Origin of the sequence: Shivajiella indica, from assembly GCF_042683085.1 — a bacterium.
In the GTDB taxonomy this organism is placed as follows: domain Bacteria; phylum Bacteroidota; class Bacteroidia; order Cytophagales; family Cyclobacteriaceae; genus Shivajiella; species Shivajiella indica.
This window is the reverse complement of record NZ_JBHUIV010000010.1, coordinates 740,200-762,309: the sequence shown is the minus strand read 5'-3', so window position 1 is coordinate 762,309 and position 22,110 is coordinate 740,200. Positions and strand designations below refer to the sequence as shown.

Genomic DNA, 22,110 nt, shown 5'->3' with positions numbered 1-22,110 from the left:
TTCAAAGGAATTAAGTATGAATTAGACTATACTTAATTTTGTTATTCTGGTTGAGGTATAAAATCCATTAAACAGGATAAATGCAATTCAAACAAAAGATGGGTTAAACCGCTTTCCAAAGTATGTGGCAGTATCTGGTATTTTGGATTATATTGTTCAATGTAAGTTTGAATGAAATGAAAGAACCCTTGGTATTTGATTTTGGGGAAAATAAAGATTTTGGAAGGTGGAGCATCATCAACGATGGGGTGATGGGAGGTCTTTCCCAATCCAAAGCTACATTGGAAGGAGATGCGGTGCTTTTTACCGGGAATGTTTCCCTGAAAAACAATGGAGGTTTTGTTTCCTTGCGCTGTCCTTTGGGCAATTATGACCTATCCGCTTATCAATACTGTGAAATCCGCTTCAAATCGGATACCGACCGGAAGTTTGAGTTACTGATAGAAAAAGAAACCCCATTTTACCTTCCCAAATTCAGGGCAAAGTTTGCTGCAAAGTCCAAAGACTGGAAAATTCTCACCATTCCCTTAAAGGATTTGGAAATCAGCAGAATGGGAAATACACTGCAGCAGGGCATAGACCCCAAGGCTTTGAAAGGTATTCAAAGGATAGGCTTTATTTTAGCAGATAAGCAGGAGGGGAGTTTTCAGTTGTGGATTGATTATGTGAAGTTTTATTGAAATCCGAATCTGAGTTCATCAGCGTTTATCTGTGGTTAATTTTTCATCAAAAAAAATCCGAGTTAATCCTGGTGAATCTGTGTTAAAAAAATAAACCTTCGAGTGCGCCGTGGCGTACTCAAAGGTTTTACTTTCCGATACAAAACTTCGAAAATATATTTGCTAAGAGATCATCTGTAGTGATCTCACCTGTGATCTCGCCGAGGTAGTGCAGCGATCTTCGGATATCCATGGCCAGGAAATCATTGGTGATATGGTTATCCAAACCGGTCAGCACATCGAGAAGGGACTGACGGGTTTTGACCAGGGAATCGTAATGTCGGATATTGGTGACTATGGTATTTCCGGTTCTGAACTTGTCTAAATTGACCAATTCAAGTATCCGGTTTCTCAATAAATCCAGATTCTCCTTCTGACCTGCAGAAATAAAAATGGTATCCGGATGTTTTGCTTTTAAGTCATTGATAAATTGGGGATTGGCCTTGTCTATTTTATTGGCTACTTTAAGAAAAGGCACACCCAAATTTTCCAGTTTGTTGATATCCCGGTTGATTTCCACCATATCCGTATCACTTAAATCGAATAAGTACAGGATCAAAGAAGCAGTCTTCATTTTTTCCTGGGTACGGCTGACCCCGATGGCTTCGATGGTATCTGTAGTTTCCCTTAAACCAGCTGTATCGATAAAACGGAAGATCACCCCCCCAATATTGATTTCATCTTCGATAAAATCCCGGGTGGTGCCGGCAATATCAGAGACAATGGCTTTTTCCTCGTTCAAAAGCGCATTGAGCAGGGTGGACTTGCCTGCATTGGGCTTTCCTGCGATAACGGTGGGAACGCCATTTTTAATCACATTGCCCAAGTCAAAGGAAGCGATCAACTGCTCTATCACACGTAGTAATTTTTCCACCAAAACCCTCAGGTCATCACGGCTGGCAAACTCCACATCTTCTTCAGTGAAATCCAGTTCCAATTCAATCATGGAGGCAAAGTGGATGAGTTCGGCTCGTAATTTTTGGATTTCTCCGCTGAAACCACCGCGCATCTGATTCATGGCCGCCTGATGGGATGTTTCGGAATCGGAATGGATGAGATCCGCCACAGCTTCTGCTTGCGCAAGATCAAACTGCCCGTTTAAAAATGCCCTTTGGGTAAACTCTCCGGGCTTGGCCGGTCTGGCACCATGACGTATGAGCAGCTTGATTACCTGATTAACAATATAGGAAGATCCATGGGTAGAAATTTCCACCACATTTTCTTTGGTAAATGATTTTGGGGCAATGAATAAGGAAACCAATACCTCATCAATGATGCGATCACCATCCCGTATCGTACCTAAATGGATGGTATGGGAGGCCTGTTTTTCCAGGTTTTTGCCCTTAAATACCTGGTTGACCATGTGAATGGCATCTTTTCCTGAAAGCCTGATGACCGCTATTGCTCCCACACCCTGAGGAGTGGCCAAGGCGACAATGGTGTCTTCTTTTTCGTGAAGGGAAAAACTCATTATTGCCTGCCGAATTTATCCATAATCCCGGTTAATCCCTTTAGAAAAGGATCTGCTTCACGGTAACCTGGATATTGTGTGATGTTCTCCATGGCAGCATCCATGATGATAAAGTTGGGGTAAGAATTGACCCTCATGGCTCTGGCCATGGCGGCTTCAGTATAATCCCGTCCTTTGAATGAGAATTTTCTCTTAGTATCCTCTGCATTCATTTTGACCGGATAAAAATTGGCATTGATATAGGCAATAACCTCTGGGTTGGAAAAAGTATCTTTATCCATTTTTTTACACCAACCGCACCAATCAGTGTATACGTCCACAAATACCATTTTGGGATTGGAAGCTGTTTTTTCGGCTGCCTGTTCAAAGGTCAACCATTGTATTTTTTCCTGGGAATAAGCATTACCTGAAAACAGGATCAAAACAAAAAATAAGGCAAATATTTTATTCATATGAATTTGGGTGTTTTTCTCGATTCAATTTAACGATTAAGGTTTATTTCAAGTTCATTGCATTTCAAAATCTATTCCAATTTATAAGGTTAGGGGTCTGTGCTATGTATAATGTACAAAGTACCATGTACCATGTACCATGTACAAAGTATTATGCACCTAGTATATGAGAATCAAATCAAATTCCAAGAAATTCAAAATCCAAGGTTCAAATATTCAGTTAAAAAGATGTTTCGCTGCGCTCAACATGACGGAAAATTTTGAACTTCCATTTCCCACATCGGTCTTCGGTCATCCCTCAAGTATTTCTTTTGTCTTGTTTCTGAACCAATTCCGAAATCTGCCTTCCGAAATCCGCCTTCTTTAAATCACCAACACATTCCCTGCTACTTCTTTGGACATAAATATATTCTTTTTATTGTCCACCAAAACTTCCACAGAACCATCAAATTCCACTTTATCCACAACCTTGATCTTGGCTCCAATATAGGCGCCAACCTTATCCAAATACCGAAGAAATGCAGCACTGCTGTCTTTTACCGCCACAATCTGGCCTGTTCCATGGATATCAATTTCAGATAAGGGCAAACGGGGTCTTGACCTGACATCCCCATATTCGTCGGGAATAGGATCCCCATGGGGATCAAATTTCGGAAACCCCAAAAATTCATCTAACCTTTGAATTAAGATTTTTGATTTAACATGTTCAAGTTCATCTGCTACCTCATGAACCTCATCCCAGGTGAAATGGAGTTTATCCACCAAAAATACCTCCCATAAACGGTGTTTTCGGATAGTTTGAAGCGCATACTTTTTTCCTTCCTCAGTGATATGCACCCCGTAATATTTTCTGTATTCTATCACACCTTTTTCTCCCAGTTTCCGCAACATGTCTGATACGGAAGCAGGCTTTGTTTTCATGGACGCAGCAATATCATTGGTGGAAACACTTCTTTTTCCTCCCTCTGAAATGTGATAAATAGATTTCAGATAATTTTCTTCTGCGTAGGTAAGACCCATGATTTTGTTTAAATATAGATACAAATATAAATATTTAGACAATACTAAAAAATATTTTCACAGTGACTAAATTCATTGTGGATAACCTTCCGGGGTTTGTGGGTTTGTTTTTAGCCCTATCTAAAAATATATTTAGTGGAATCTAATAAATGATTTAATTTATTATAAATCAAAGAAATATAGATTTTATTTTATTCTAATACTTTGATTGATAGGAGTGTCCTTAGAGTTTCCGGATTTAAAATATGAGTTTCCGGAATTGTAGAAATCCACAATATTATTATATCTGTCGTATGATGAAGCAAAGGAGAGAACCCTTTTCGATCCGCAAGGGGTGTTGGTTATTAGCTGTAAATTTTCCTATGAACTTTTGTAACCAACAGGGTCTTTCGTATTCTTTTTAAGATACAGCTCCAAAAAAATCCAATTTTCAAATCCCAACTCAGTGCAGGGCCGTGCCTTCTCCGTGGATCTCGGTGTAATTCAAAAAACCAAACCCACCAAGCTCCCTCTCATTCCTAATTCATCACTCCTCATTCTACATTTTTTCCCCTCACATCCACTCTCAACTTTTCCATAATTTCCAAAAACTTCCCTTCTTCACTTTTCCATAATAACTCATCCCCGGGAAGTGTGGTGTAAAAGGTTTCTTTTAAAAAATTTTCAAAGTTTTTGGTAACATGTTCCAGATCCTTGAATTTCATTTCCATGCCTGCTCTGTATTTTTCCGTGATGGATCTCCATACTGGATTGGGACTGAAAAGGCAAGGTTTTCCCAATGCAAGGCTTTCATATAATTTGCTGGGAATTTTGTCCTTGATACTTGGAATCTGGTGATAGGGCATGAGAACGACATCTGCTTGATGGTAGGATTCCAAAATTTTACCATAAGGCACAGGATGTTCGGAAAGGTTTAAGGTAATAGCCGGAATAACATCACAGGCTTCAATAATCTTTTTCTTAAATCCTTGAAGCGGGCAATGGCCTATAATCGTTAATTGAGAGTTGGGGCGTATTTTCAGAATGACTTTAAACCATTCCACAGCATCCAAAATTCCATAGACTTCTGTAATTGTTCCTGAAATTAGAAATTTGATCTTTTCTGAATTCAATTGAATGGGTTTTCTCCTAGAAGCCAATTGGCCGTAGAATTTATTTTCCAATACCACATAGGGTTTGAATTTTGGCAGTTCATGGATATAACACTGTTCTGCAAAAAAATAGCAATCTATAAATGGTTTGGCAAGGGATTCAGAAACTGCAACGACTCCTTTCGCAAAAGGCTTTTTCCAATCGGCCATGGTCCTGTTGAACTGTATATTGGCAAAAGTGTTCTCCTGGACATCATAGACTAATTTTCCGCCAAATATTATTTTGCCAATTATGGCTGCTGGCAATAATTCCCAAGTTGAGATAATGATTATTCCAGGTTTTACCTTTTTTATTTGGGCAATCACTGTTAAACCTGTCAACCATCGGGAAAATAGATTCCTTTTGTAATTAAAAATGGGATAAAATCTGATATTTTCTTCATCAGGTTCTTTTTTTGATGAAAATCCTATGATGTTTATCTGGTATTTATTTGTTTCACGCAGTGAATAGGTAAACCTATAATAAGTTCTTGCATCCTTCAGTGGTTTAAGTACAGAAGCTATCAGGATTTTGTAAGGTGACATCAAAAGTTAAAATATTGAATTCAATCAAAAATATGGAATTATTAAAATCAATTATTGAAAAAGCCTGGGAAAACAGGGAATTATTAAAGGAAAAAGATGTTGAAATTGCGATCAAGACAGTCATCAGCGAATTGGATCAGGGTTCTTTGAGGGTTGCCGAACCACTTGGAAATGGCTTATGGCAGGTGAATGACTGGGTAAAGAAGGCAGTAATCCTCTATTTTCCCATACAGAAAATGCACACCATCGAGGTGGGGCCATTTGAATTCCATGATAAGATGGCTTTGAAAACCAACTATGCCAAGCAGGGCGTGAGGGTAGTTCCCCATGCTGTCGCCAGATATGGGGCTTACTTAGCCAGTGGGGTGGTAATGATGCCTTCTTATGTAAATATTGGTGCTTTTGTAGATAGTGGCACGATGGTTGATACATGGGCTACAGTTGGCTCTTGTGCACAGATAGGAAAAAATGTCCATCTCAGTGGGGGAGTAGGTATTGGAGGGGTTCTGGAACCTGTTCAGGCATCTCCGGTAATCGTGGAAGATGGGGCATTTATCGGTTCAAGGGCAATCATTGTTGAAGGGGTAAGAATTGGAAAAGAAGCGGTTATCGGTGCAGGAGTAACCTTAACAGCTAGTTCTAAAATTATAGATGTAACAGGTTCAGAACCTAAGGAATATAAAGGATATGTTCCTGATCGTTCAGTAGTCATTCCCGGGTCACTTACCAAAAAGTTTCCGGCCGGGGAATTCCAAGTTCCCTGCGCTTTGATTATTGGCCAAAGGAAAGCATCCACTGACCTGAAAACTTCCCTAAACGATGCATTACGTGAGAATAATGTTGCCGTTTAATATATAAGATTTAAAAAGCATAATGAGAGTTTTGAATTGGGGTTTTGCCTCCCTTATAGGCATAATGTTCTTGATTTCTTGTTCCAATGGAAATTCAAATAAGGGTGATGTTTTATTCAGTCAGGGAGAATATGAGGCGGCAATTGCAGCCTACGATAATTTTCTTTCTTCTAAACCCAAAAATGTAAAAGCCCTATACAATAGGGGAAGGGCAAATGAGGAATTGGGTAATTTGGAAAAGGCAGAAAAGGATTTTCTTTTGGCTCTTGAGCAGGATTCCAAAAATACCCAGGTTTTGCTTAGCTTGTCGAATGTATACCAAAAGCAGAAAAAGCATAATAATGCCCTGTTATATGCTTCTTATGCCGTGGAAGTGCCCGGGGCACCCGCAATGGCCTATTTCATGAAAGGAAGAGCCCTGCATCAGATAGGCAATACCAATGAGGCTTATAAGGAATATAGTGCTGCCATTAAAATGGATAAGAATTTTGGAATGGCCTATTATTATCGGGGCATGCTCAAAATTGCTACGGACAAGAAAAAATCAGGATGTGATGACCTGAGGGCCGCCGTAAAACTGAATTATGCAGATGCTGAGGAAGCAATAAATAGATATTGTAAATAAAAAAGCCGGATTGCCGGCTTTTTTTATATTTCCACTTTTTGGATTTTTGGATGCTTTGAAATGTAATCTTTGGGAAGATGTTTTAACAGATCCCGTTTAAATTTGTGAAAATCAACTGTTATGGTATGTCTTGGCGTATTGATCTGTTTATAATGCGGCTTCTTGATTTCCAGTTCACACAATTCTTTGATATTCTCCGGCCTTTGCCATAATCCTGCCAATTCTCTTGCCATGATTTTAGCCTGAAGTTCCGCTCCAGGCCAAATACAGCCCAAAGGCTGAAACATCCCGATAAAGTAAAGGTTTTTATATTCAGGGTGGAACATTTTCAGGTACAAAGGTACTGGCCCTTTACTGTAATCAATCAAATCCTGATCAAAGAAAGGGTGGGAGAGGTAATAACCGGTACAGGCTATAATGGCATCATATTCCTCTTCCAAACCATCTTCAAATATTACTTTTTTCCCGGAAAGTCTATTTATATCCATTCTTGGTTTTACTTTTCCATGTCTGATTTTATATAGTAATTCATCATTGATGGTAGGGTGGATTTCCCCGAATTTATTTTCAACCGGCCTTAAACCATACAATTTATTGTCCCCGACCATTACTTTCAGGAGCAGGTCAAAAAAGAAACTTCTTATTTTGAGCGGAATCCAGGAACTTTTTTCCCCGATTTTATCGGAGGGCTGTCCAAAGAAAAATTTGGGAATGATACGGTAGCCCCTTCTCCAGGAAATGGCAGTCATTTTGCTCACACGGCTGGTTTCCACAGCCACATCGCAGGCAGAATTTCCTCCACCGATCACCAATACCCTTTTGTCTTTAAAAGGATCTGCTTTTTTGAAGGAATGGGAGTGGACGAATTCTCCTGTATAATCACCAGGGTATTGGGGCCATCTGGGATTCCAATGGTGACCATTGCAGACCACCAGATCGGTAAATGATTCTGTTTTTTGAATCCCATCTGTTTCTGTGGTAACCACCCATTCCTGATCATTTACCCTTTCACAGTGGATGACAAGGGTATTGAACCGAATGTGTTGGTATAGATGGAACTTATGGGCATAAGCCTGAAAATACCTCCTTAGCTCGTCATGGGAAGGATAATCGGCTGTTTGGGGATCAAAATCATCAAAAGTGAAATCGGCATATTGGGAAAGGGTTTTGGAACTGATAATATGGGTAGTATCAAATACACTGGAATGGGACTCATTTTCTGAAAAGATCCAATTGCCTCCAACATCCTGGTTTCGGTCAAAGGCTATGGCGTTCAGACCCAAATCCAAGAGATTTTTTAAAGCAGTGATACCAGATGGTCCAACCCCTATAACAGCAATTTTTTTAGACATACATTTTTTTGATTTCTTCTGACATGCTTTTTGTTCCCAGTGAAGCAGGAGCTTCGATTTTTTTTAGGTTTTCAATATAACCTGTTTGTGGGATTTTTACATCAACGATGTATTTGGGTATACTTTTGTTTGCGTATTGGATCAATCCAGCTGCAGGATAAACTAACATAGAGGTACCGATTACAGCAAAGATATCGGCCTCCATCGCTGCTTCTATGGCAGGTTCCATCATAGGTACCATTTCCCCGAACCACACGATAAAAGGCCTCAACTGGCTTCCTTTTTGGCATTTATCCCCTAATTTTAATTCCCAACCTTCCATTTCATATACCAAAGAAGGGTCTAAAGTGCTTTGGGATTTGAACAGTTCCCCATGAAGATGGATAATTTTGGATGACCCTGCCTTTTCATGAAGATTGTCCACATTTTGGGTAACAATGGTGACATCAAAATGTTCTTCCAGACGGGCCAGTTCCAAGTGTGCTTCATTGGGAGAACATGTAAGCGCTTGCATGCGCCTTTTATTGTAAAAGTCCAGAACCAATTCCCGGTTTTTTCTCCAGCCTTCAGGAGAGGCTACTTCCATGATATCATGCCCTTCCCATAATCCGCCACTGTCTCGGAATGTACTGATACCGCTTTCAGCAGAGATACCTGCTCCTGTGAGCACCACCAGTTTTTTCATGTCAGAATTTTTCTTTTAAACTTAAAAAAAAATGACAACCAAAACACAGGTTAAGGTTTCAAAAATCCTGATTAGACTTTTTTCTTGGTAAATCTTCCTGTCTTTTTAACTGGTTGACTTTCAATTATTTTTAAAGTTTCATCATAAGTTAAGCTTTCAGCTTCTTTTCCTTTTGGAATCTTAAAATTGTCTTTGCCAAACTTGATATAGGGACCCCATCTTCCATTTAATATCTGTATCTCTGGATTCTCTTCAAAGGTCTTGATATGTTTCTTTTCATCTGCTTCCCTTTTTTCCAAAATCAACTGAATGGCCTCCTCCTCAGTAATTCCTAAGGGATCCTGATCTTTTTTCAGGGAAACAAATTTATTATCATGACGGATGTATGGACCGAATTTTCCAACACCCACTACCATTTTTTTGTCTTCAAACAGGCCCAAATCCCTGGGTAATTTGAATAGTTCAAGGGCTTCTTCCAAAGTGATATTTTCAATAAACTGTCCCTTTTTCATACTTGCGAACTGTTTATCTTCATCCTCCTGGTCTCCGATTTGAACCAAGGGGCCAAATCTACCCAACCTGGCTATCACATTTTTCCCTGACTTGGGGTCTATCCCAAGATCTCTTGAACTGTTGACATCAGCCCTGGCTACATTTGCTGTTTCTTCAACCCTTTTATGGAATTTACCATAAAAGTTGCCAATCATGTCCTGCCAATCCTGCCCTCCATGAGCTATATCATCAAATTCTTTTTCCACTTTGGCCGTAAAGGAATAATCAATCACATTGGGGAAATGCTCTACCAGGAAATCATTGACCACCATTGCCATGTTGGTGGGAAAAAGTTTGTTTTTATCTGCACCGGTGATTTCCGTTTTTTCTGTTTTGGAATACTGCCCCTTGGAAATCTTCATTTCGACATATTTTCTCTCTGTTCCCTCTTTGGATTCCTTGACCACATAGTCCCTTTTTTGAATGGTTGAAATAGTAGGTGCATAGGTAGAGGGTCTTCCTATTCCCATTTCTTCCAGTTTTTTTACCAAGGAAGCTTCTGTATACCTAGGGGCAGGTCTGCTGAAGGTTTCCCGTCCCTTCATCTCAATAAGATCCAATAGCTGTCCCACATTCAATGGTGGAAGCAATCCTTTATTTTCACTTTCCTCATCTTCCGGTTCATCATCTGTACTTTCCAGGTAAACTTTAAGGAATCCTTCAAATTTGATCACTTCTCCACTGGCAACTAATTTTTCAGGAGTGGTGGATATCCCTATAGTCGCAATGGTTTTTTCCAGTTTGGCATCGGCCATTTGGGAAGCAATGGCCCTTTTCCATATCAGTTCATACAATCTTTGCTCATTTCTGTCCCCTGAAATTTCATGCTTTGAAAAATCTGTTGGCCTAATGGCTTCATGGGCTTCCTGAGCTCCTTCTGTTTTGGTTGTGAATTTTCTTGCCTGATGGAAATCAGGCCCGTAAGCTGAATTGATTTCATTTTTGGCAGACTGCATGGCATCCTCAGAAAGATTGACACTGTCTGTCCTCATATAGGTTATTTTGCCTGCTTCATATAGCTTTTGGGCTACAGACATGGTCTGGGCAACTGAAAAATATAGCTTTCTGCTTGCCTCTTGCTGTAATGTCGATGTGGTAAAGGGTGGCGCAGGGGATTTTTTACCCGGCTTTGTTTCGAGGTTTTCAATTTTGAAATCAGCACCCAGACATTTTTTCAAAAAAGCTTCAGCTTCTTCACGGGTCTCAAATTTCTTGGGAAGTTCTGCCGATAGTGATTTTCCTTTTACATCAAAAATAGCAGTTATTTTGTATGAGGATTTGCTATTGAATTTTTCAATTTCTCTTTCTCTTTCAACAATGAGACGGACTGCCACTGATTGAACCCTTCCGGCAGATAAACCTGTTTTAATTTTTTTCCAAAGAATTGGAGATAGTTCAAAACCTACCAATCTATCCAAAATTCTTCTGGCCTGCTGCGCATTAACTAGGTCTATGTCAATATTTCTCGGGTTTTGGATGGCTTTAGTAATCGCATTTTTGGTGATTTCCCTGAAAACAATCCTTTTGGTATTTTCATCTTTAAGCTTCAAAACTTCCTTGAGATGCCAGGATATGGCTTCTCCTTCACGGTCATCATCACTTGCCAGGAAAATGGTATCGGCATCCTTCACTAAACCTTTTAACTGCTTGATTACTTCTTTTTTATCTGCAGTTACTTCGTAAGTGGGTTTAAATCTATTATTGATATCAATTGCCTTATCTCCTTTGGGAAGGTCACGAACGTGGCCATAGCTTGAAGCGACTTTATAATCTTTTCCCAAATACCCCTCGATGGTTTTTGCCTTGGCAGGTGACTCAACGATGACTAAATTTTTTGACATACTCGTTCATTTTAAAAGAAAGGGTCGCAGAAGCTAACCAAATAAAACCCTAAAAATAGAGGGCATAAAATTCCTATCCAAATTTAAATACCATTCATCAAATCTTACATGTGATAATTTCGTATGTTAAAGGTCCAATTCTTATTTAAATTGAATGTCCAAACAAATGAAGTTGTTTCTATTAAGGCATGCTGAAGCGGAATTCGGTTCAGGACCGGAAGGGGATATTTCCAGGGAACTGACTATCAGAGGACAAACCCAGATTTCCAGACTTGCGCTTCTCCTAAAAAAGGATCAAATCAGGTTTGATTTGATATTGAGCAGCAATGCCAAAAGGACAAAACAAAGTACCGAAATCCTTACCCATAGTCTACTGGTAAAAAAAACTCATTTTTTAAGAGAATTATATGAGGCCGATCCCCATCAGGTATTGACCATTATCAATAAAATCAATGAAGGAGATGTGTTTAATTTACTTGTAGTAGGACACAATCCAACTATTTCTACCTTAATTTCTTATCTGACAGGAGAGGAATTTATCAATCTACAGCCAGGAATGATGGCTAAAATTGAAATTCATGTCAATAATTGGAAAGAAATAGGCAGGCATACAGGCACATTAGTGGAAATCCTGCAATAATTTTAAAGTCTAAAGCCTTTTGCCTTTCTTTGAACAGGAAATGGATTATATGTTCTAGATGTAAAGGATTTATTTTGAATTAACCCAAATATAAAATGTCATTAAAGCATAGATTAATTGAAAAATTTGACCCAAACGGAGTCAGCTCGAAAGGAGGAATTTTTGGACTACCTTTCAATGAGGAAACCTCCGATCTCATAATCATACCTGTGCCTTGGGAAGTTACCGTTTCTTATTCACCAGGAACAGCTCGTGGGCCTGAAGCAGTATTGAATGCTTCTTACCAGGTGGATTTATTCCAGGATGACATCCATGATGCCTGGAAAATGGGAATTTATATGCTTCCAATCCCTGAAGATTTGGCTAATAAAAGCGATAGTTATAGGATTTTGTCCAGGAATTATATAGAATGGTTGGAATCAGGCTCTCCCAATGATTTGTCAGAAAGATTTGCTGCAGTACCGGACATTATCAACAAAGCTTCCAAAGAGTTGAACGATTGGGTGTATGAACAGGCAAGAAAGTACCTGAATCAGGGAAAATTGGTTGCCCTTTTAGGAGGAGATCATAGTACGCCTCTTGGTTTAATGAAAGCTTTAAGTGATCAATACGAAAGTTTTGGAATACTGCAGATTGACGCACATGCTGACTTGAGGAAATCCTATGAGAATTTTGAATTTTCACATGCCTCAATTGCCTATAATGCATTAAAATTACCGCAGGTAAGTAAGTTGGTTCAGGTTGGAATCCGGGATTATTGTCAGGAGGAGGCAATTTTGGCTAAAGAAAATAACCGGATCCAAACTTTTTATGATAAGGATATCAAAGAAGAAATGTATGAAGGAAAGGCATGGAAAATCATTTGCGATGATATTGTAGAGCAATTGCCTTCTGAAGTCTATATCACGATTGACATAGATGGACTTGATCCAAAACTTTGTCCGCATTCCGGGACACCTGTAGCCGGAGGATTTGAGATGGATCAGATCCTTTATTTGATGAAACAGGTAGTCAAATCAGGAAAAAAGATCATTGGTTTTGACCTTGTAGAAGTCGCTCCAGGTCCGGAGGGAGATGAATGGGACGGTAATGTGGGGGCGAGGGTGTTGTACAGAATGGCCAACCTATTAGGTGTATCCCAAGGGAAGTTGAATATGAAGTAGTGGTTTCTGAAGGCGAAATTGTGATAACCATTCAGTTAAGGGATTAAGGTTTTCATTAAGGGTTTTTTTCGAACCACAAAAGTGAACAAAAGGACACAAAAGGTCTTCTTGAAAGGCTAAAGTTTTTGGAATAGCCATTCCATGGGCAATTTGTAATTGTTAATTTCAAACCCTTGGATTTCTTTGCGGGTAATAATTTTTCTCTCAGAGAGCGCATAAAATGGACCCCATATAGCCTCTCAGGACACACCAATATTTGTGATTGATCTTTGTGGCTTTGTGGGATAAAAAATATAGCCCGCAAAAGACAAAAAGTTCCACAAAGGTTCTTGCTTAATGAATCAGCTTCCTGAGAGTAAGATCCCTTGAGAATTGGTAATTTGTAATTGGTTAATTAGTAATTATTTATTTTGATTTTTGATTTTGGATTTTGGGTTTTGGATTTTGGATTTTGGGTTTTGAAGTTGGAGGCTTGGATTCTAATCTTTCGTGGTAATAGAAATCACCCCATTTTTTGCCCGGTTTCCGTATAATTCATACTTCTCTTCCATTTCTTTTCCCCTGAAAACCTGTATGCTTTCAATTTGATCAGGATCAATATTCAGTGTATTGCTTTTTAAATCCGGCTTCACTTCACCATTGATGATATATAGGGGTTCATTGGTAATTGACTTTATGATGCTCCCATTTAAATCTTTTATTCCTTCCTGTTTTAAAGGAGTAAACTTCGCCATACCCTCTTTTGGTTGGGAATTGTAGCCTACTACTACAATTTCGTTTTTAAGTCTGACTGGATTTGATTCCCCTTTTCCTGCCAATACAAAGCGAATGGGAAGTTCAACTTGGTATTCATCCTTGTTACCGTCTACAATCCATTTTTGTTTGTTTTTTTCCAAAACCCTTAATACTTCTTCCTGAAGAGACCTGGAAGGACTGCTTATTATATTCACATGTTGGATCAAACCCTCTTTATTCAATAAAATTTCGGCTGTCACATTTCCACTTACCTCAGCTTCACGATCGTCATTGGGATATTTGATGGTTTTTCTTATAAACTCCTGAAATTCTTCTGTAGGCCTGATGGAAGGTTCTGATATTTGCCGTTCAAGGGATGGTGTATTGACATATCCGGAAAGCGTCTTAGAACTTTTTTCCTCTTCAGAAATTTTGAAATTGATAGGAAGCCGCATTCTAACATTGACTGCTTGTCCTCTTTGCATTCCCGGGATCCAATCAGGGCTTTCTTTTACTACCCTTAACGCTTCCTCATCCAGGCCATATCCGACACCTCGTAAAATTTCAGGGCTTTCAACCTTTCCTTCCTTATTGATTACAAAAACAAGGTAAACAACTCCTTCAATCTTATTTGATTTCGCTCTTTCTGGATAGGAAAGATTTTCTTTGAGGTAATTTGCCCAGGCTTCGAACCCGCCTTTGTATTCCGGAGCATTTTCCACTACATCAAATATTTCATTATCTCCGAAGGAAATCGTGCTTTTTGTAGCGGATTTGTTAGAACTTTCAAAGAAAGTATGCGCTTCAGAATAAGCGACAGTTTTTTCTGGTGAGAACCCAAACGAAAAAGAATAAACCATATTGACGGGATTACCGTCATTTAGGGCCGGATTCCATTTTTTGAATTCAGGCTTAGCTAAAGCTTCCAATACCTGTTGGTCCAGGCCTCCTCCAAAGCTTGTTTTGATAACAGGATCGGTGATAAGCCCATTTTTATCCACGATGAATTCAACTTCTATCATTCCTACAATTCCAAGCTCCAATTCTTTTTCAGGTTTTTGAAGGCTTCCTAGCAATCTCTTATTCCATGCCAAGATGCCTTCATCTGGTTCGGCTATTTTGCTGACTTCATTTTTGCTAAAAGCCTGTGGATATTCTTTCCTGAGAACAGAGGTGTTTCTTAAAGAATTGATTAGCCCTCTAACCTTTATATAATCAGCATCTGATTTGATATCGCTGAATTCATATTGAAGTTCGCCGATCTGCGCCTTTAACTGACCATTTTCAAGTGCTCCAATCCATTCATAATGTACCGGATTTGGGATTTTTTTCACTTTTACATGAACTTCTAAAGAGTCATTGGAGGCAATCAATCTATTTTTGATTTCCTCTAGGTCATTGGTTGTGATTTGGTGAAATAATCCAATGCCTGGTTGGGTTTTCATAGATACAAGGGCAAGAAGCATGAAGGAAAGAGGAATAACCATTAAGGTCTTAACCCAGTTGATTTTTGGGGATTTTTTCATCATGATGATACGTTTAAGGGTTGTTGATCTTATGAAATAGTTGCCGATAGGAAGATCAATTCCCTTAAAGGCCATTTTGACGACCAGTTTGGGATAATTTTCTTTATTGATGGATTTCTTCAATACATGTTCGTCTGCCAGGTATTCATGTAAATCCACCAGCGCAGAACGCATCAGGTGGATGGCAGGATTAAACCAAAAAATAATGCTCAATATCTGATAATAAATTACATCATAGGTATGTCTTTGTCTGATATGTTCTATTTCATGGTGAAGTATTTGTTGCTTCTCTTCCGGATCTAAGGCTTGGGTATCATCCCAGAAAAGTTTATCAAAAAAGGAGAATATAGGAGCCAAACCAAAAGTAGGAATCAAAAAATAGCTATGCTTTAAATTATAAGAGGTCTGGTACCAACCTTTTTCTTTGATCAGCCTTAACTGAAGAAATGACCAAAAAAGCCGGATCAACAAAAAAGAGGTTATCAATAAATAACCCAATAAAAGGTAATCTTTTATTTCCCAAAGAAGGGGAAGTTTGGTGCTTTGGACTGTTATTTCCGGTAGTCCGAAGGTGGCCACAATGTCTTCGGGCGTTTCCTGCAAGGACAACGCCCGATAGAATTGTGTCTGATCTAATGATATATTAGGCTTATCAAAGTTGACAGGTATGCTGATCAGGGGAAAAAGCAATGCGAGTAATGGGGTGATTAATAAATAGATCCTCGTTATCGTGAAAGCCTTTTCATTTCTTAAGAATACCCAATGTATTCCAAAGAAAAACAGCAAACAGAAGGTGCTTTGCCAAATATAATCAAGGAAAACAGCCATAGGCTATTTTTTAACGTCGCCTTTTACCTCATTCAGGATTTTTTCTATTTCCTTCATATCCAAGTTTTTGTCCTTTGCAAAGAATGAGGCAAGCTTTGAAAATGAATTTCCGAAATAACCTGAAAGAAGGTTCTTGATCGAGAAACTTCTGTATTCGTCTTTGGTGATAATAGGGAAATATTCATGCGACTTCCCGTATGCCTTGTGGCTGACGAAACCTTTTCTTTCCAGAATCCGGACGATGGTGGATACCGTATTGTAAGCCGGCTTGGGCTCTGACATTTTTTCGAGGATATCTTTGACGAAACCTTTCTCGATATCCCACAAGATCTGCATGATGGATTCTTCTGCTCTTGTAAGTTCTCTCATAATGTGTTTAAGTTTAAATTCACTCACAACTTATCGATTTAGTTTGTCTTTTGCAAGCGTTGGGAACTAATCTTCTTATCGGCAACTGTAAATTTAGTATTAAAAAATTAGTATTACAACAATAAAATTAGTTATTTTAAAAATTAAGTTTTACCCAAAAAAAAGAGCCCAAAGTAATTAGGGCTCTTTTTTAAATATGATTTTAAGAGATCAGCTGGTTCTTAATTTAATTATTCCTGTGGCATGTAAAAGTTTGACAATAGGATAGGTGGGATCAAACTCATACCATTTAACCGCAAAATTAGGTCTGTTGGGTAATTTATGATGGTTATTCTGGAACAATTCTCCAAGCATCAACACATCCAAAAGAAGGCTGTTTTTGGATTTGTCATTATTGTCAAAATTGGCATAACCATATTTATGACCACTCCAATTCACAATGGCACCATGTACAGGTCCCATCAGGAAATGAATTGGCAGTAAAAAATACATCCACCAATGGGTTCCAGGCAATTCAAAAACAGAAATGCTAAGTACGTAGATCAAAACGTAAATCACACCCCAGGCCAATCTGATGGTCATGGAATCCGCAAAACGATCGAATTTATTCCAATCAGGAACGTCTTTGGAGAAACGATCCTCCGGTTTTAATTTGAAAGTGAAATAGTCATTATAAATGTTTTTAGTTTTCCACATCATGGTAAACAGATTTTCTGTATGATGGGGACTATGCGGATCCTTTGGGGTATCACTGTAGGCATGATGCATTCTGTGCAGAATGGCATAAGCCCGGGGTGAAAGGTAGGAACTTCCCTGCCAGATCCAGGTAAATACATAGAAGAACCTTTCCCAGAATTTAGTCATATAAAACATTTGATGGGCTGCATATCTGTGAAGGAAGAAACTCTGGCAAAACAAGGAGAAATACCAATGCAGCAGAAAGAAGATAATAAGAATCACTTTTTAATCGAATTAAATTTTTACAAAGATAGGGTCTAAATTATAAAATAATATACCGAATATAGAATTTCAGGCACTTTTATGGACAATTAATTAAAATAAACTGGGAAAGGAGTTTTGAATCAAAACCTCTTCGGGCTAACTTTATATGAAACATAAAAACATAACTCCTATGAGCAAATCAGGAAATGCAATGAATATACTTGTACAATTACTTTTGGGAGGAATAGCCGTATTTATTACCCAATACATTCTTCCCGGAGTGCATGTGGCTGATTTTCTGACAGGAATTGTTGTTGCAGCGCTAATTGCCCTACTCAACCTAACGGTAAAACCTTTGTTGATTATTTTGACCATTCCCATTACTATTTTGACCCTTGGGCTCTTTTTATTGGCTATCAATGCCATTTTAATATTGTTAGCAGCAGAAATAATTCCAGGATTCTCTGTAGATGGTTTTTGGTGGGCCTTGTTGTTTGCTTTAATTCTTGGATTGGTCAATTCCTTACTGGGGGTATCATTGGGAGGTAAATAAGGATTTTATTATACAGGGACTGTCTGATCGTTTTTCCTGATATATTTAGTATAGGTTCCATCATGATTCCTAAAAAAATGGTCATTATTTGATTTTGGAATGGTGATCAATAAAATGTACAGTTCCTCTTCAAGAGCCTGATTGTCCAAATAATCCACTTCATACACCGCAAAATTAAGGTCCACAAGGGGGGAACAATATTCTCTGTTAGCCTTTTCAATCATATAGATTTCCTCTTCTCCGTCAATACCGGTGATTTTCTTTTGGTCTGAAATTCCTACGGCAATTTGACCGCCTTTGGTATTGGCAAATGCAATCATGGTTTTGGCTATCCGTGAGGGTTTATTGATACTTTGTTTAAAGTCCAGATCTTCTCCTTCTTTTCGGCCCAAAAGGTCTTTCACAAAATCATCATCTTTTTTTATTTCAATCATTTTTTTTTATTCTTAAAACCTTATAAATTAAATACTTAAATTGAAATCGGCTGTGTCGTTAAGTAAATGCTTTTAATTTAACCAATTGTGTTGTATGTTGTCTTTTAATAAATCCAAACTTTTCTTATGAAATATCCAAATGAAGGTTTTATACCTGAAAAAATAGAAGCACTTAAAAATGAGTTAAGGGCTGCTGGAAAAACGTTTAAAATTGTTCCGGGAGATGAAAATTCCGACGAATTTGTGAATTTTTATTTTGTGGGAATGTATGAAGGTAAGGAAGTGATTTATGATGCGGCACTTTATACCTTAAGACTTCATCATGCTTCTGAAGTATATGAACTTGCTGAACATGAAGCGGCCAAGAAGTTTCCGAATTTCCATAGCATCAAATATGAAGAGGATGAAAACGGCAATTTAAAACCACTTAGCAGTGAGGAAGAAGAAATAGGATGGTTCATAACCGAAATCATTATGGATATTGAAGAAGATGAGACAGTTAAGGTCCAGGAATTTGTGGACATAGATACCAACCATGATTATGGAATTGGGTTGGATGCTGCTTTGAATGTGGAATATATCGATGAAAAAGTAATTACCAAATTTGTGAAAGAGTTCAATGATGATACCCTGAAACTGGATGAGACCCTCTACAGCTTTCTATCTGAGGAGGAGGATGTGGATGATTGATCTCTTGTTTTTTCACGCAACAATATACCCGGTCGCTTGTTAATCCAACAAGCTTTTTTTTATCATGTTAAAAATTGCCTGGTCACCTTTATATTGTCATCCACTACCCGCAGGCCATCGCTTTCCGATGGAAAAATATAATATTTTACCCGAACAGTTACTTTATGAGGGAACGGTTCAGGGAGACAACTTTTTCAGTCCTGATTTGTTGGATGACCAATGGATCCTAAATACCCACAAGAGTTATTATGTTGAAAAACTGAAATCCCTTTCTCTGAGTAAATCTGAAATCAGGAAAACCGGCTTTCCCCTCAGTGAGGGATTGGTCCAAAGAGAAATACATATCATGCAGGGATCAGTACAGGCAGCACTTTTTGCTTTGGAATTTGGAATTGCCATGAATATCGCAGGCGGTACCCACCATGCATTTTCTGACAGGGGAGAGGGATTTTGTCTATTGAATGACATCGCCATTACTGCCAATTATTTATTGGATAACCGATTGGCCAAGAAAATCCTTGTAGTCGACCTTGATGTGCACCAAGGGAACGGAACAGCCGAAATTTTCCAATATGAAGAAAGGGTATTTACTTTCAGCATGCACGGAGCAGGAAACTATCCCATGCAAAAAGAAAAGTCAGATCTGGATTTAGGCCTTCCTGACCGTATTGATGACAATTCCTACCTGAAACTACTGGAAGATAATCTGGAGCCCTTGATAGATAGGTTTGAGCCTGAATTTATTATTTACCAATCAGGGGTTGATGTCTTAGCTTCAGATAAACTGGGTAGATTAGGATTGAGTATTCAGGGATGTAAAGAAAGAGATAAAAAGGTTATTCTTTCCGCAAAAAGGCATCAGATACCCATAATGTGCTGCATGGGTGGAGGATATTCGGAAAAAATCAGCCAAATTGTAGAAGCCCACGCAAATACATATAGATTGGCACAGGAAATATTCTTTTAGGTTATGGAAAAAAGTTTAAAAAGAAAATGGTTGACCTACGCAGTAGGCGGGATCCTGCTAATGGGGTTTGGTCTTTCATTATTGGGGGAGGCCGGAGGTTTAAAAATATCAGGTTCCGATTTTTTTGATTGGTTTGGTCTTGGGACTTTGGCCCTTGCAGTTTTTTTTGCAGGATTATCACTTTTTGTCCAGGCGGTGGTTTTCAAGTCTCAAATGGATAATTCAAAAAAGAGGACTTAACGGAATTTAACAATTGGATAGGTACTTTGGATTTGTGATTTCGATTCTTTGTTTATATTTGCGCCTAGTTGAAAAATAAGTCAAGAATCGTGAAAAAATTAATTAAAGTATTTGGTTTTTTAGGCCTTGCGGCTTTAACCTTCTCATCATGTAACCAAAAAGGTCAGTCGGAAAATGCTTCCCAAGAGGCTGAAAAAACATCTGAAGCCGGTATAACTGAACTTAAAATCGCGTATGTGCTGACAGATTCCGTGATTTCAAAATTTGATTTTTTCAAAGCAAAATCAGAGGAGATTACCGAAAAAGGAAAGAAGTTTGAAAGTGAACTTGGCAGTAGGGCCAAAGGTTTTGAGCAGGAAGTTGCCAACTTTGAACAGACAGCTGGATCCATGACCATCAATCAGCAGAGAGCAAAGCAAGAGGAGTTGGTCAAAAAGGAAAGGAATTTGATGACCTACAGGGATAACCTGATGCAGGAACTTTCAGCAGATGAAGCCAAACTTTACAGTGAAGTGTATGATAAAGTTCAGGAATATCTGACTGAATACGCAGAACAAAATGATCTTGAGCTTATTTTATCCTATACAAGAGGTGGTGCTGTTTGGTATTCCAAGAAGGCTTTGGACATTACTGACGATGTCATAGCCGGGTTGAATAAAAAATATGCTGAAGCCCAGGAAGTAAAAAAATGATCCAACTATTCATTGGCATATAAAAGAAAAGCCCTGTTTGCTCAGGGCTTTTTTCATGTAATATAAATTGGTACTTTTGCACCTCCACATTAAAAACAGGATCCATGAAAATCACCGAATTTTTAAAACATCATTACAGACATTTTAATGCTGCTGCCCTTATTGATGCTGCTGAAGGTTATAAAAAACATTTGGACAATAACGGGAAAATGATGATTACTCTGGCAGGAGCCATGTCTACTGCTGAACTGGGTATTTCATTGGCTGAAATGATCAGACAGGATAAGGTTCAGATCATTTCATGCACCGGTGCGAACCTCGAAGAAGATGTTTTTAATCTTGTTGCCCATAATTATTATGAAAGAATTCCAAATTATAGGGACCTTTCGCCAGAAGAGGAACAAGATTTGCTAGATCGTCATATGAATAGGGTAACTGATACCTGTATTCCCGAGATGGAGGCGATGAGGAGAATTGAAAATGTGATTTTGGAGGAATGGATGAAGGCAGATAAAGCTGGAGAAAGCTACTTCCCTCATGAATTTTTCTACAAAATCCTACTTTCCGGTAAATTGGATGATTCTTTTCAGATAGACCCTAAAAATTCATGGTTATTGGAGGCTGCCAAGAAAAATCTTCCAATAATCGTACCTGGATGGGAAGATTCCACATTGGGAAACATGTATGCAGGTCACGTAATTTCAGGCGACGTTAAAAACGTACATACTGTTCGAAGCGGTATTGAGTATATGATGTTCCTTGCGGAATGGTATACCAAAAATGCAACTGATGACAGTACTGTAGGTTTCTTCCAGATAGGAGGAGGAATTGCCGGTGACTTCCCTATTTGCGTGGTACCTATGTTGCATCAGGACCTGCAGCGGGACAATGTGCCATTATGGGGTTATTTCTGTCAGATATCTGACTCTACAACTTCCTATGGTTCCTATTCCGGTGCTGTACCAAATGAAAAAATCACTTGGGGTAAGTTAGGATTGGATACCCCAAAATATATCATTGAATCCGATGCGACCATTGTGGCACCACTTGTGTTTGCCATCGTATTGGATCAATAAGAACAATGGAA

22 protein-coding genes are annotated in these 22,110 nt (G+C 38.7%); 11 read left to right on the top strand and 11 right to left on the bottom strand.

Going from position 1 to position 22,110, the window contains the following annotated elements:
• The first annotated feature begins 122 nt into the window (after positions 1 to 122).
• Entirely contained in the window at positions 123 to 680 is a 558-nt protein-coding gene (locus ACFSKV_RS06685) for a CIA30 family protein (RefSeq protein ID WP_380801161.1), read from the top strand.
• Between the two features lie 127 nt (positions 681 to 807).
• Here the strand turns inward: ACFSKV_RS06685 and mnmE are convergent, their stop codons facing one another.
• From mnmE to ACFSKV_RS06665, 4 genes are all read right to left on the bottom strand, one after another.
• On the bottom strand, positions 808 to 2,190 hold the full coding sequence (mnmE, locus tag ACFSKV_RS06680; protein ID WP_380801160.1) for a tRNA uridine-5-carboxymethylaminomethyl(34) synthesis GTPase MnmE: 1,383 nt from the start codon (positions 2,188 to 2,190) through the stop codon (positions 808 to 810).
• Positions 2,190 to 2,642, bottom strand: coding sequence for a thioredoxin family protein (locus ACFSKV_RS06675; RefSeq protein WP_380801159.1), 453 nt, complete (start codon positions 2,640 to 2,642; stop codon positions 2,190 to 2,192). The genes mnmE and ACFSKV_RS06675 overlap by 1 nt, the downstream gene beginning before the upstream one ends.
• A 363-nt stretch (positions 2,643 to 3,005) precedes the next feature.
• A complete protein-coding gene (locus tag ACFSKV_RS06670; protein WP_380801382.1) occupies positions 3,006 to 3,665 on the bottom strand; it encodes a metal-dependent transcriptional regulator in 660 nt (219 codons plus the stop codon).
• A 530-nt stretch (positions 3,666 to 4,195) separates the two neighbouring features.
• Complete coding sequence (locus ACFSKV_RS06665; RefSeq protein ID WP_380801157.1) at positions 4,196 to 5,338, bottom strand: glycosyltransferase; 1,143 nt, start codon at positions 5,336 to 5,338, stop codon at positions 4,196 to 4,198.
• Positions 5,339 to 5,370: 32 nt separating this feature from the next.
• Between ACFSKV_RS06665 and ACFSKV_RS06660 the strand changes: the two genes are divergently transcribed.
• The gene (locus ACFSKV_RS06660; protein ID WP_380801156.1) at positions 5,371 to 6,189 is read left to right on the top strand and encodes a 2,3,4,5-tetrahydropyridine-2,6-dicarboxylate N-succinyltransferase; all 819 of its coding nucleotides are present in this window, start codon (positions 5,371 to 5,373) and stop codon (positions 6,187 to 6,189) included.
• Positions 6,190 to 6,211: 22 nt separating this feature from the next.
• On the top strand, positions 6,212 to 6,814 hold the full coding sequence (locus tag ACFSKV_RS06655) for a tetratricopeptide repeat protein (RefSeq protein ID WP_380801155.1): 603 nt from the start codon (positions 6,212 to 6,214) through the stop codon (positions 6,812 to 6,814).
• Positions 6,815 to 6,837: 23 nt separating this feature from the next.
• On the opposite strand, the gene ACFSKV_RS06650 is transcribed toward ACFSKV_RS06655, so the two are convergent.
• The 3 genes from ACFSKV_RS06650 to topA all read right to left on the bottom strand — a co-directional run bounded on the left by ACFSKV_RS06650 (position 6,838) and on the right by topA (position 11,244).
• Positions 6,838 to 8,166 (bottom strand): flavin-containing monooxygenase, encoded by a 1,329-nt coding sequence (locus tag ACFSKV_RS06650; protein WP_380801153.1) that lies wholly within the window; start codon positions 8,164 to 8,166, stop codon positions 6,838 to 6,840.
• Positions 8,159 to 8,851, bottom strand: a complete 693-nt coding sequence (locus tag ACFSKV_RS06645) for an SIR2 family NAD-dependent protein deacylase (RefSeq protein WP_380801152.1) — start codon at positions 8,849 to 8,851, stop codon at positions 8,159 to 8,161. Before ACFSKV_RS06645 ends, ACFSKV_RS06650 begins: the two co-directional genes overlap by 8 nt.
• Before the next feature lie 71 nt (positions 8,852 to 8,922).
• Positions 8,923 to 11,244, bottom strand: a complete 2,322-nt coding sequence (gene topA / locus ACFSKV_RS06640) for a type I DNA topoisomerase (protein WP_380801151.1) — start codon at positions 11,242 to 11,244, stop codon at positions 8,923 to 8,925.
• 166 nt (positions 11,245 to 11,410) lie between these two features.
• On the opposite strand from topA, the gene ACFSKV_RS06635 reads away from it, so the two are divergent.
• Both ACFSKV_RS06635 and ACFSKV_RS06630 read left to right on the top strand, forming a co-directional pair.
• The gene (locus ACFSKV_RS06635; RefSeq protein WP_380801150.1) at positions 11,411 to 11,884 is read left to right on the top strand and encodes a SixA phosphatase family protein; all 474 of its coding nucleotides are present in this window, start codon (positions 11,411 to 11,413) and stop codon (positions 11,882 to 11,884) included.
• A 95-nt stretch (positions 11,885 to 11,979) separates the two neighbouring features.
• Positions 11,980 to 13,047, top strand: a complete 1,068-nt coding sequence (locus ACFSKV_RS06630) for an agmatinase family protein (protein ID WP_380801149.1) — start codon at positions 11,980 to 11,982, stop codon at positions 13,045 to 13,047.
• Between the two features lie 479 nt (positions 13,048 to 13,526).
• Here the strand turns inward: ACFSKV_RS06630 and ACFSKV_RS06625 are convergent, their stop codons facing one another.
• The 3 genes from ACFSKV_RS06625 to ACFSKV_RS06615 form a co-directional block, all read right to left on the bottom strand.
• Entirely contained in the window at positions 13,527 to 16,136 is a 2,610-nt protein-coding gene (locus ACFSKV_RS06625; protein WP_380801148.1) for a TonB family protein, read from the bottom strand.
• Positions 16,137 to 16,139: 3 nt separating this feature from the next.
• Positions 16,140 to 16,505 (bottom strand): BlaI/MecI/CopY family transcriptional regulator, encoded by a 366-nt coding sequence (locus tag ACFSKV_RS06620; RefSeq protein ID WP_380801147.1) that lies wholly within the window; start codon positions 16,503 to 16,505, stop codon positions 16,140 to 16,142.
• Between the two features lie 210 nt (positions 16,506 to 16,715).
• Positions 16,716 to 17,465, bottom strand: a complete 750-nt coding sequence (locus ACFSKV_RS06615; RefSeq protein ID WP_380801146.1) for an acyl-CoA desaturase — start codon at positions 17,463 to 17,465, stop codon at positions 16,716 to 16,718.
• Positions 17,466 to 17,637: 172 nt separating this feature from the next.
• Here ACFSKV_RS06615 and ACFSKV_RS06610 point away from each other — a divergent pair, with 172 nt between their 5' ends.
• Positions 17,638 to 18,000, top strand: a complete 363-nt coding sequence (locus ACFSKV_RS06610; RefSeq protein WP_380801145.1) for a phage holin family protein — start codon at positions 17,638 to 17,640, stop codon at positions 17,998 to 18,000.
• Positions 18,001 to 18,008: 8 nt separating this feature from the next.
• On the opposite strand, the gene ACFSKV_RS06605 is transcribed toward ACFSKV_RS06610, so the two are convergent.
• A complete protein-coding gene (locus ACFSKV_RS06605) occupies positions 18,009 to 18,434 on the bottom strand; it encodes an AlbA family DNA-binding domain-containing protein (RefSeq protein ID WP_380801143.1) in 426 nt (141 codons plus the stop codon).
• A gap of 126 nt (positions 18,435 to 18,560) precedes the next feature.
• Here ACFSKV_RS06605 and ACFSKV_RS06600 point away from each other — a divergent pair, with 126 nt between their 5' ends.
• From ACFSKV_RS06600 to ACFSKV_RS06580, 5 genes are all read left to right on the top strand, one after another.
• Positions 18,561 to 19,124, top strand: coding sequence for a hypothetical protein (locus ACFSKV_RS06600; protein ID WP_380801142.1), 564 nt, complete (start codon positions 18,561 to 18,563; stop codon positions 19,122 to 19,124).
• 64 nt (positions 19,125 to 19,188) lie between these two features.
• Positions 19,189 to 20,091 (top strand): histone deacetylase family protein, encoded by a 903-nt coding sequence (locus ACFSKV_RS06595; protein ID WP_380801140.1) that lies wholly within the window; start codon positions 19,189 to 19,191, stop codon positions 20,089 to 20,091.
• 3 nt (positions 20,092 to 20,094) lie between these two features.
• Complete coding sequence (locus ACFSKV_RS06590; protein ID WP_380801138.1) at positions 20,095 to 20,331, top strand: hypothetical protein; 237 nt, start codon at positions 20,095 to 20,097, stop codon at positions 20,329 to 20,331.
• Positions 20,332 to 20,420: 89 nt separating this feature from the next.
• The gene (locus tag ACFSKV_RS06585) at positions 20,421 to 21,023 is read left to right on the top strand and encodes an OmpH/Skp family outer membrane protein (protein ID WP_380801137.1); all 603 of its coding nucleotides are present in this window, start codon (positions 20,421 to 20,423) and stop codon (positions 21,021 to 21,023) included.
• A gap of 104 nt (positions 21,024 to 21,127) precedes the next feature.
• A complete protein-coding gene (locus ACFSKV_RS06580; protein ID WP_380801135.1) occupies positions 21,128 to 22,099 on the top strand; it encodes a deoxyhypusine synthase family protein in 972 nt (323 codons plus the stop codon).
• Positions 22,100 to 22,110 lie beyond the last annotated feature (11 nt).

Bases quoted from the DNA above. Each gene is read 5' to 3' on its own strand.
- ACFSKV_RS06635 (WP_380801150.1), top strand. From the start codon at position 11,411: ATGAAGTTGTTTCTATTAAGGCATGCTGAAGCGGAATTCGGTTCAGGA.
- ACFSKV_RS06660 (WP_380801156.1), top strand. From the start codon at position 5,371: ATGGAATTATTAAAATCAATTATTGAAAAAGCCTGGGAAAACAGGGAA.
- ACFSKV_RS06630 (WP_380801149.1), top strand. From the start codon at position 11,980: ATGTCATTAAAGCATAGATTAATTGAAAAATTTGACCCAAACGGAGTC.
- ACFSKV_RS06600 (WP_380801142.1), top strand. From the start codon at position 18,561: ATGAAATATCCAAATGAAGGTTTTATACCTGAAAAAATAGAAGCACTT.
- topA (WP_380801151.1), bottom strand. From the start codon at position 11,244: ATGTCAAAAAATTTAGTCATCGTTGAGTCACCTGCCAAGGCAAAAACC.
- ACFSKV_RS06645 (WP_380801152.1), bottom strand. From the start codon at position 8,851: ATGAAAAAACTGGTGGTGCTCACAGGAGCAGGTATCTCTGCTGAAAGC.
- ACFSKV_RS06605 (WP_380801143.1), bottom strand. From the start codon at position 18,434: ATGATTGAAATAAAAAAAGATGATGATTTTGTGAAAGACCTTTTGGGC.
- ACFSKV_RS06625 (WP_380801148.1), bottom strand. From the start codon at position 16,136: ATGGCTGTTTTCCTTGATTATATTTGGCAAAGCACCTTCTGTTTGCTG.
- ACFSKV_RS06620 (WP_380801147.1), bottom strand. From the start codon at position 16,505: ATGAGAGAACTTACAAGAGCAGAAGAATCCATCATGCAGATCTTGTGG.
- ACFSKV_RS06610 (WP_380801145.1), top strand. From the start codon at position 17,638: ATGAGCAAATCAGGAAATGCAATGAATATACTTGTACAATTACTTTTG.
- ACFSKV_RS06685 (WP_380801161.1), top strand. From the start codon at position 123: ATGTGGCAGTATCTGGTATTTTGGATTATATTGTTCAATGTAAGTTTG.
- mnmE (WP_380801160.1), bottom strand. From the start codon at position 2,190: ATGAGTTTTTCCCTTCACGAAAAAGAAGACACCATTGTCGCCTTGGCC.
- ACFSKV_RS06675 (WP_380801159.1), bottom strand. From the start codon at position 2,642: ATGAATAAAATATTTGCCTTATTTTTTGTTTTGATCCTGTTTTCAGGT.
- ACFSKV_RS06590 (WP_380801138.1), top strand. From the start codon at position 20,095: ATGGAAAAAAGTTTAAAAAGAAAATGGTTGACCTACGCAGTAGGCGGG.
- ACFSKV_RS06595 (WP_380801140.1), top strand. From the start codon at position 19,189: ATGTTAAAAATTGCCTGGTCACCTTTATATTGTCATCCACTACCCGCA.
- ACFSKV_RS06650 (WP_380801153.1), bottom strand. From the start codon at position 8,166: ATGTCTAAAAAAATTGCTGTTATAGGGGTTGGACCATCTGGTATCACT.
- ACFSKV_RS06655 (WP_380801155.1), top strand. From the start codon at position 6,212: ATGAGAGTTTTGAATTGGGGTTTTGCCTCCCTTATAGGCATAATGTTC.
- ACFSKV_RS06665 (WP_380801157.1), bottom strand. From the start codon at position 5,338: ATGTCACCTTACAAAATCCTGATAGCTTCTGTACTTAAACCACTGAAG.
- ACFSKV_RS06580 (WP_380801135.1), top strand. From the start codon at position 21,128: ATGAAAATCACCGAATTTTTAAAACATCATTACAGACATTTTAATGCT.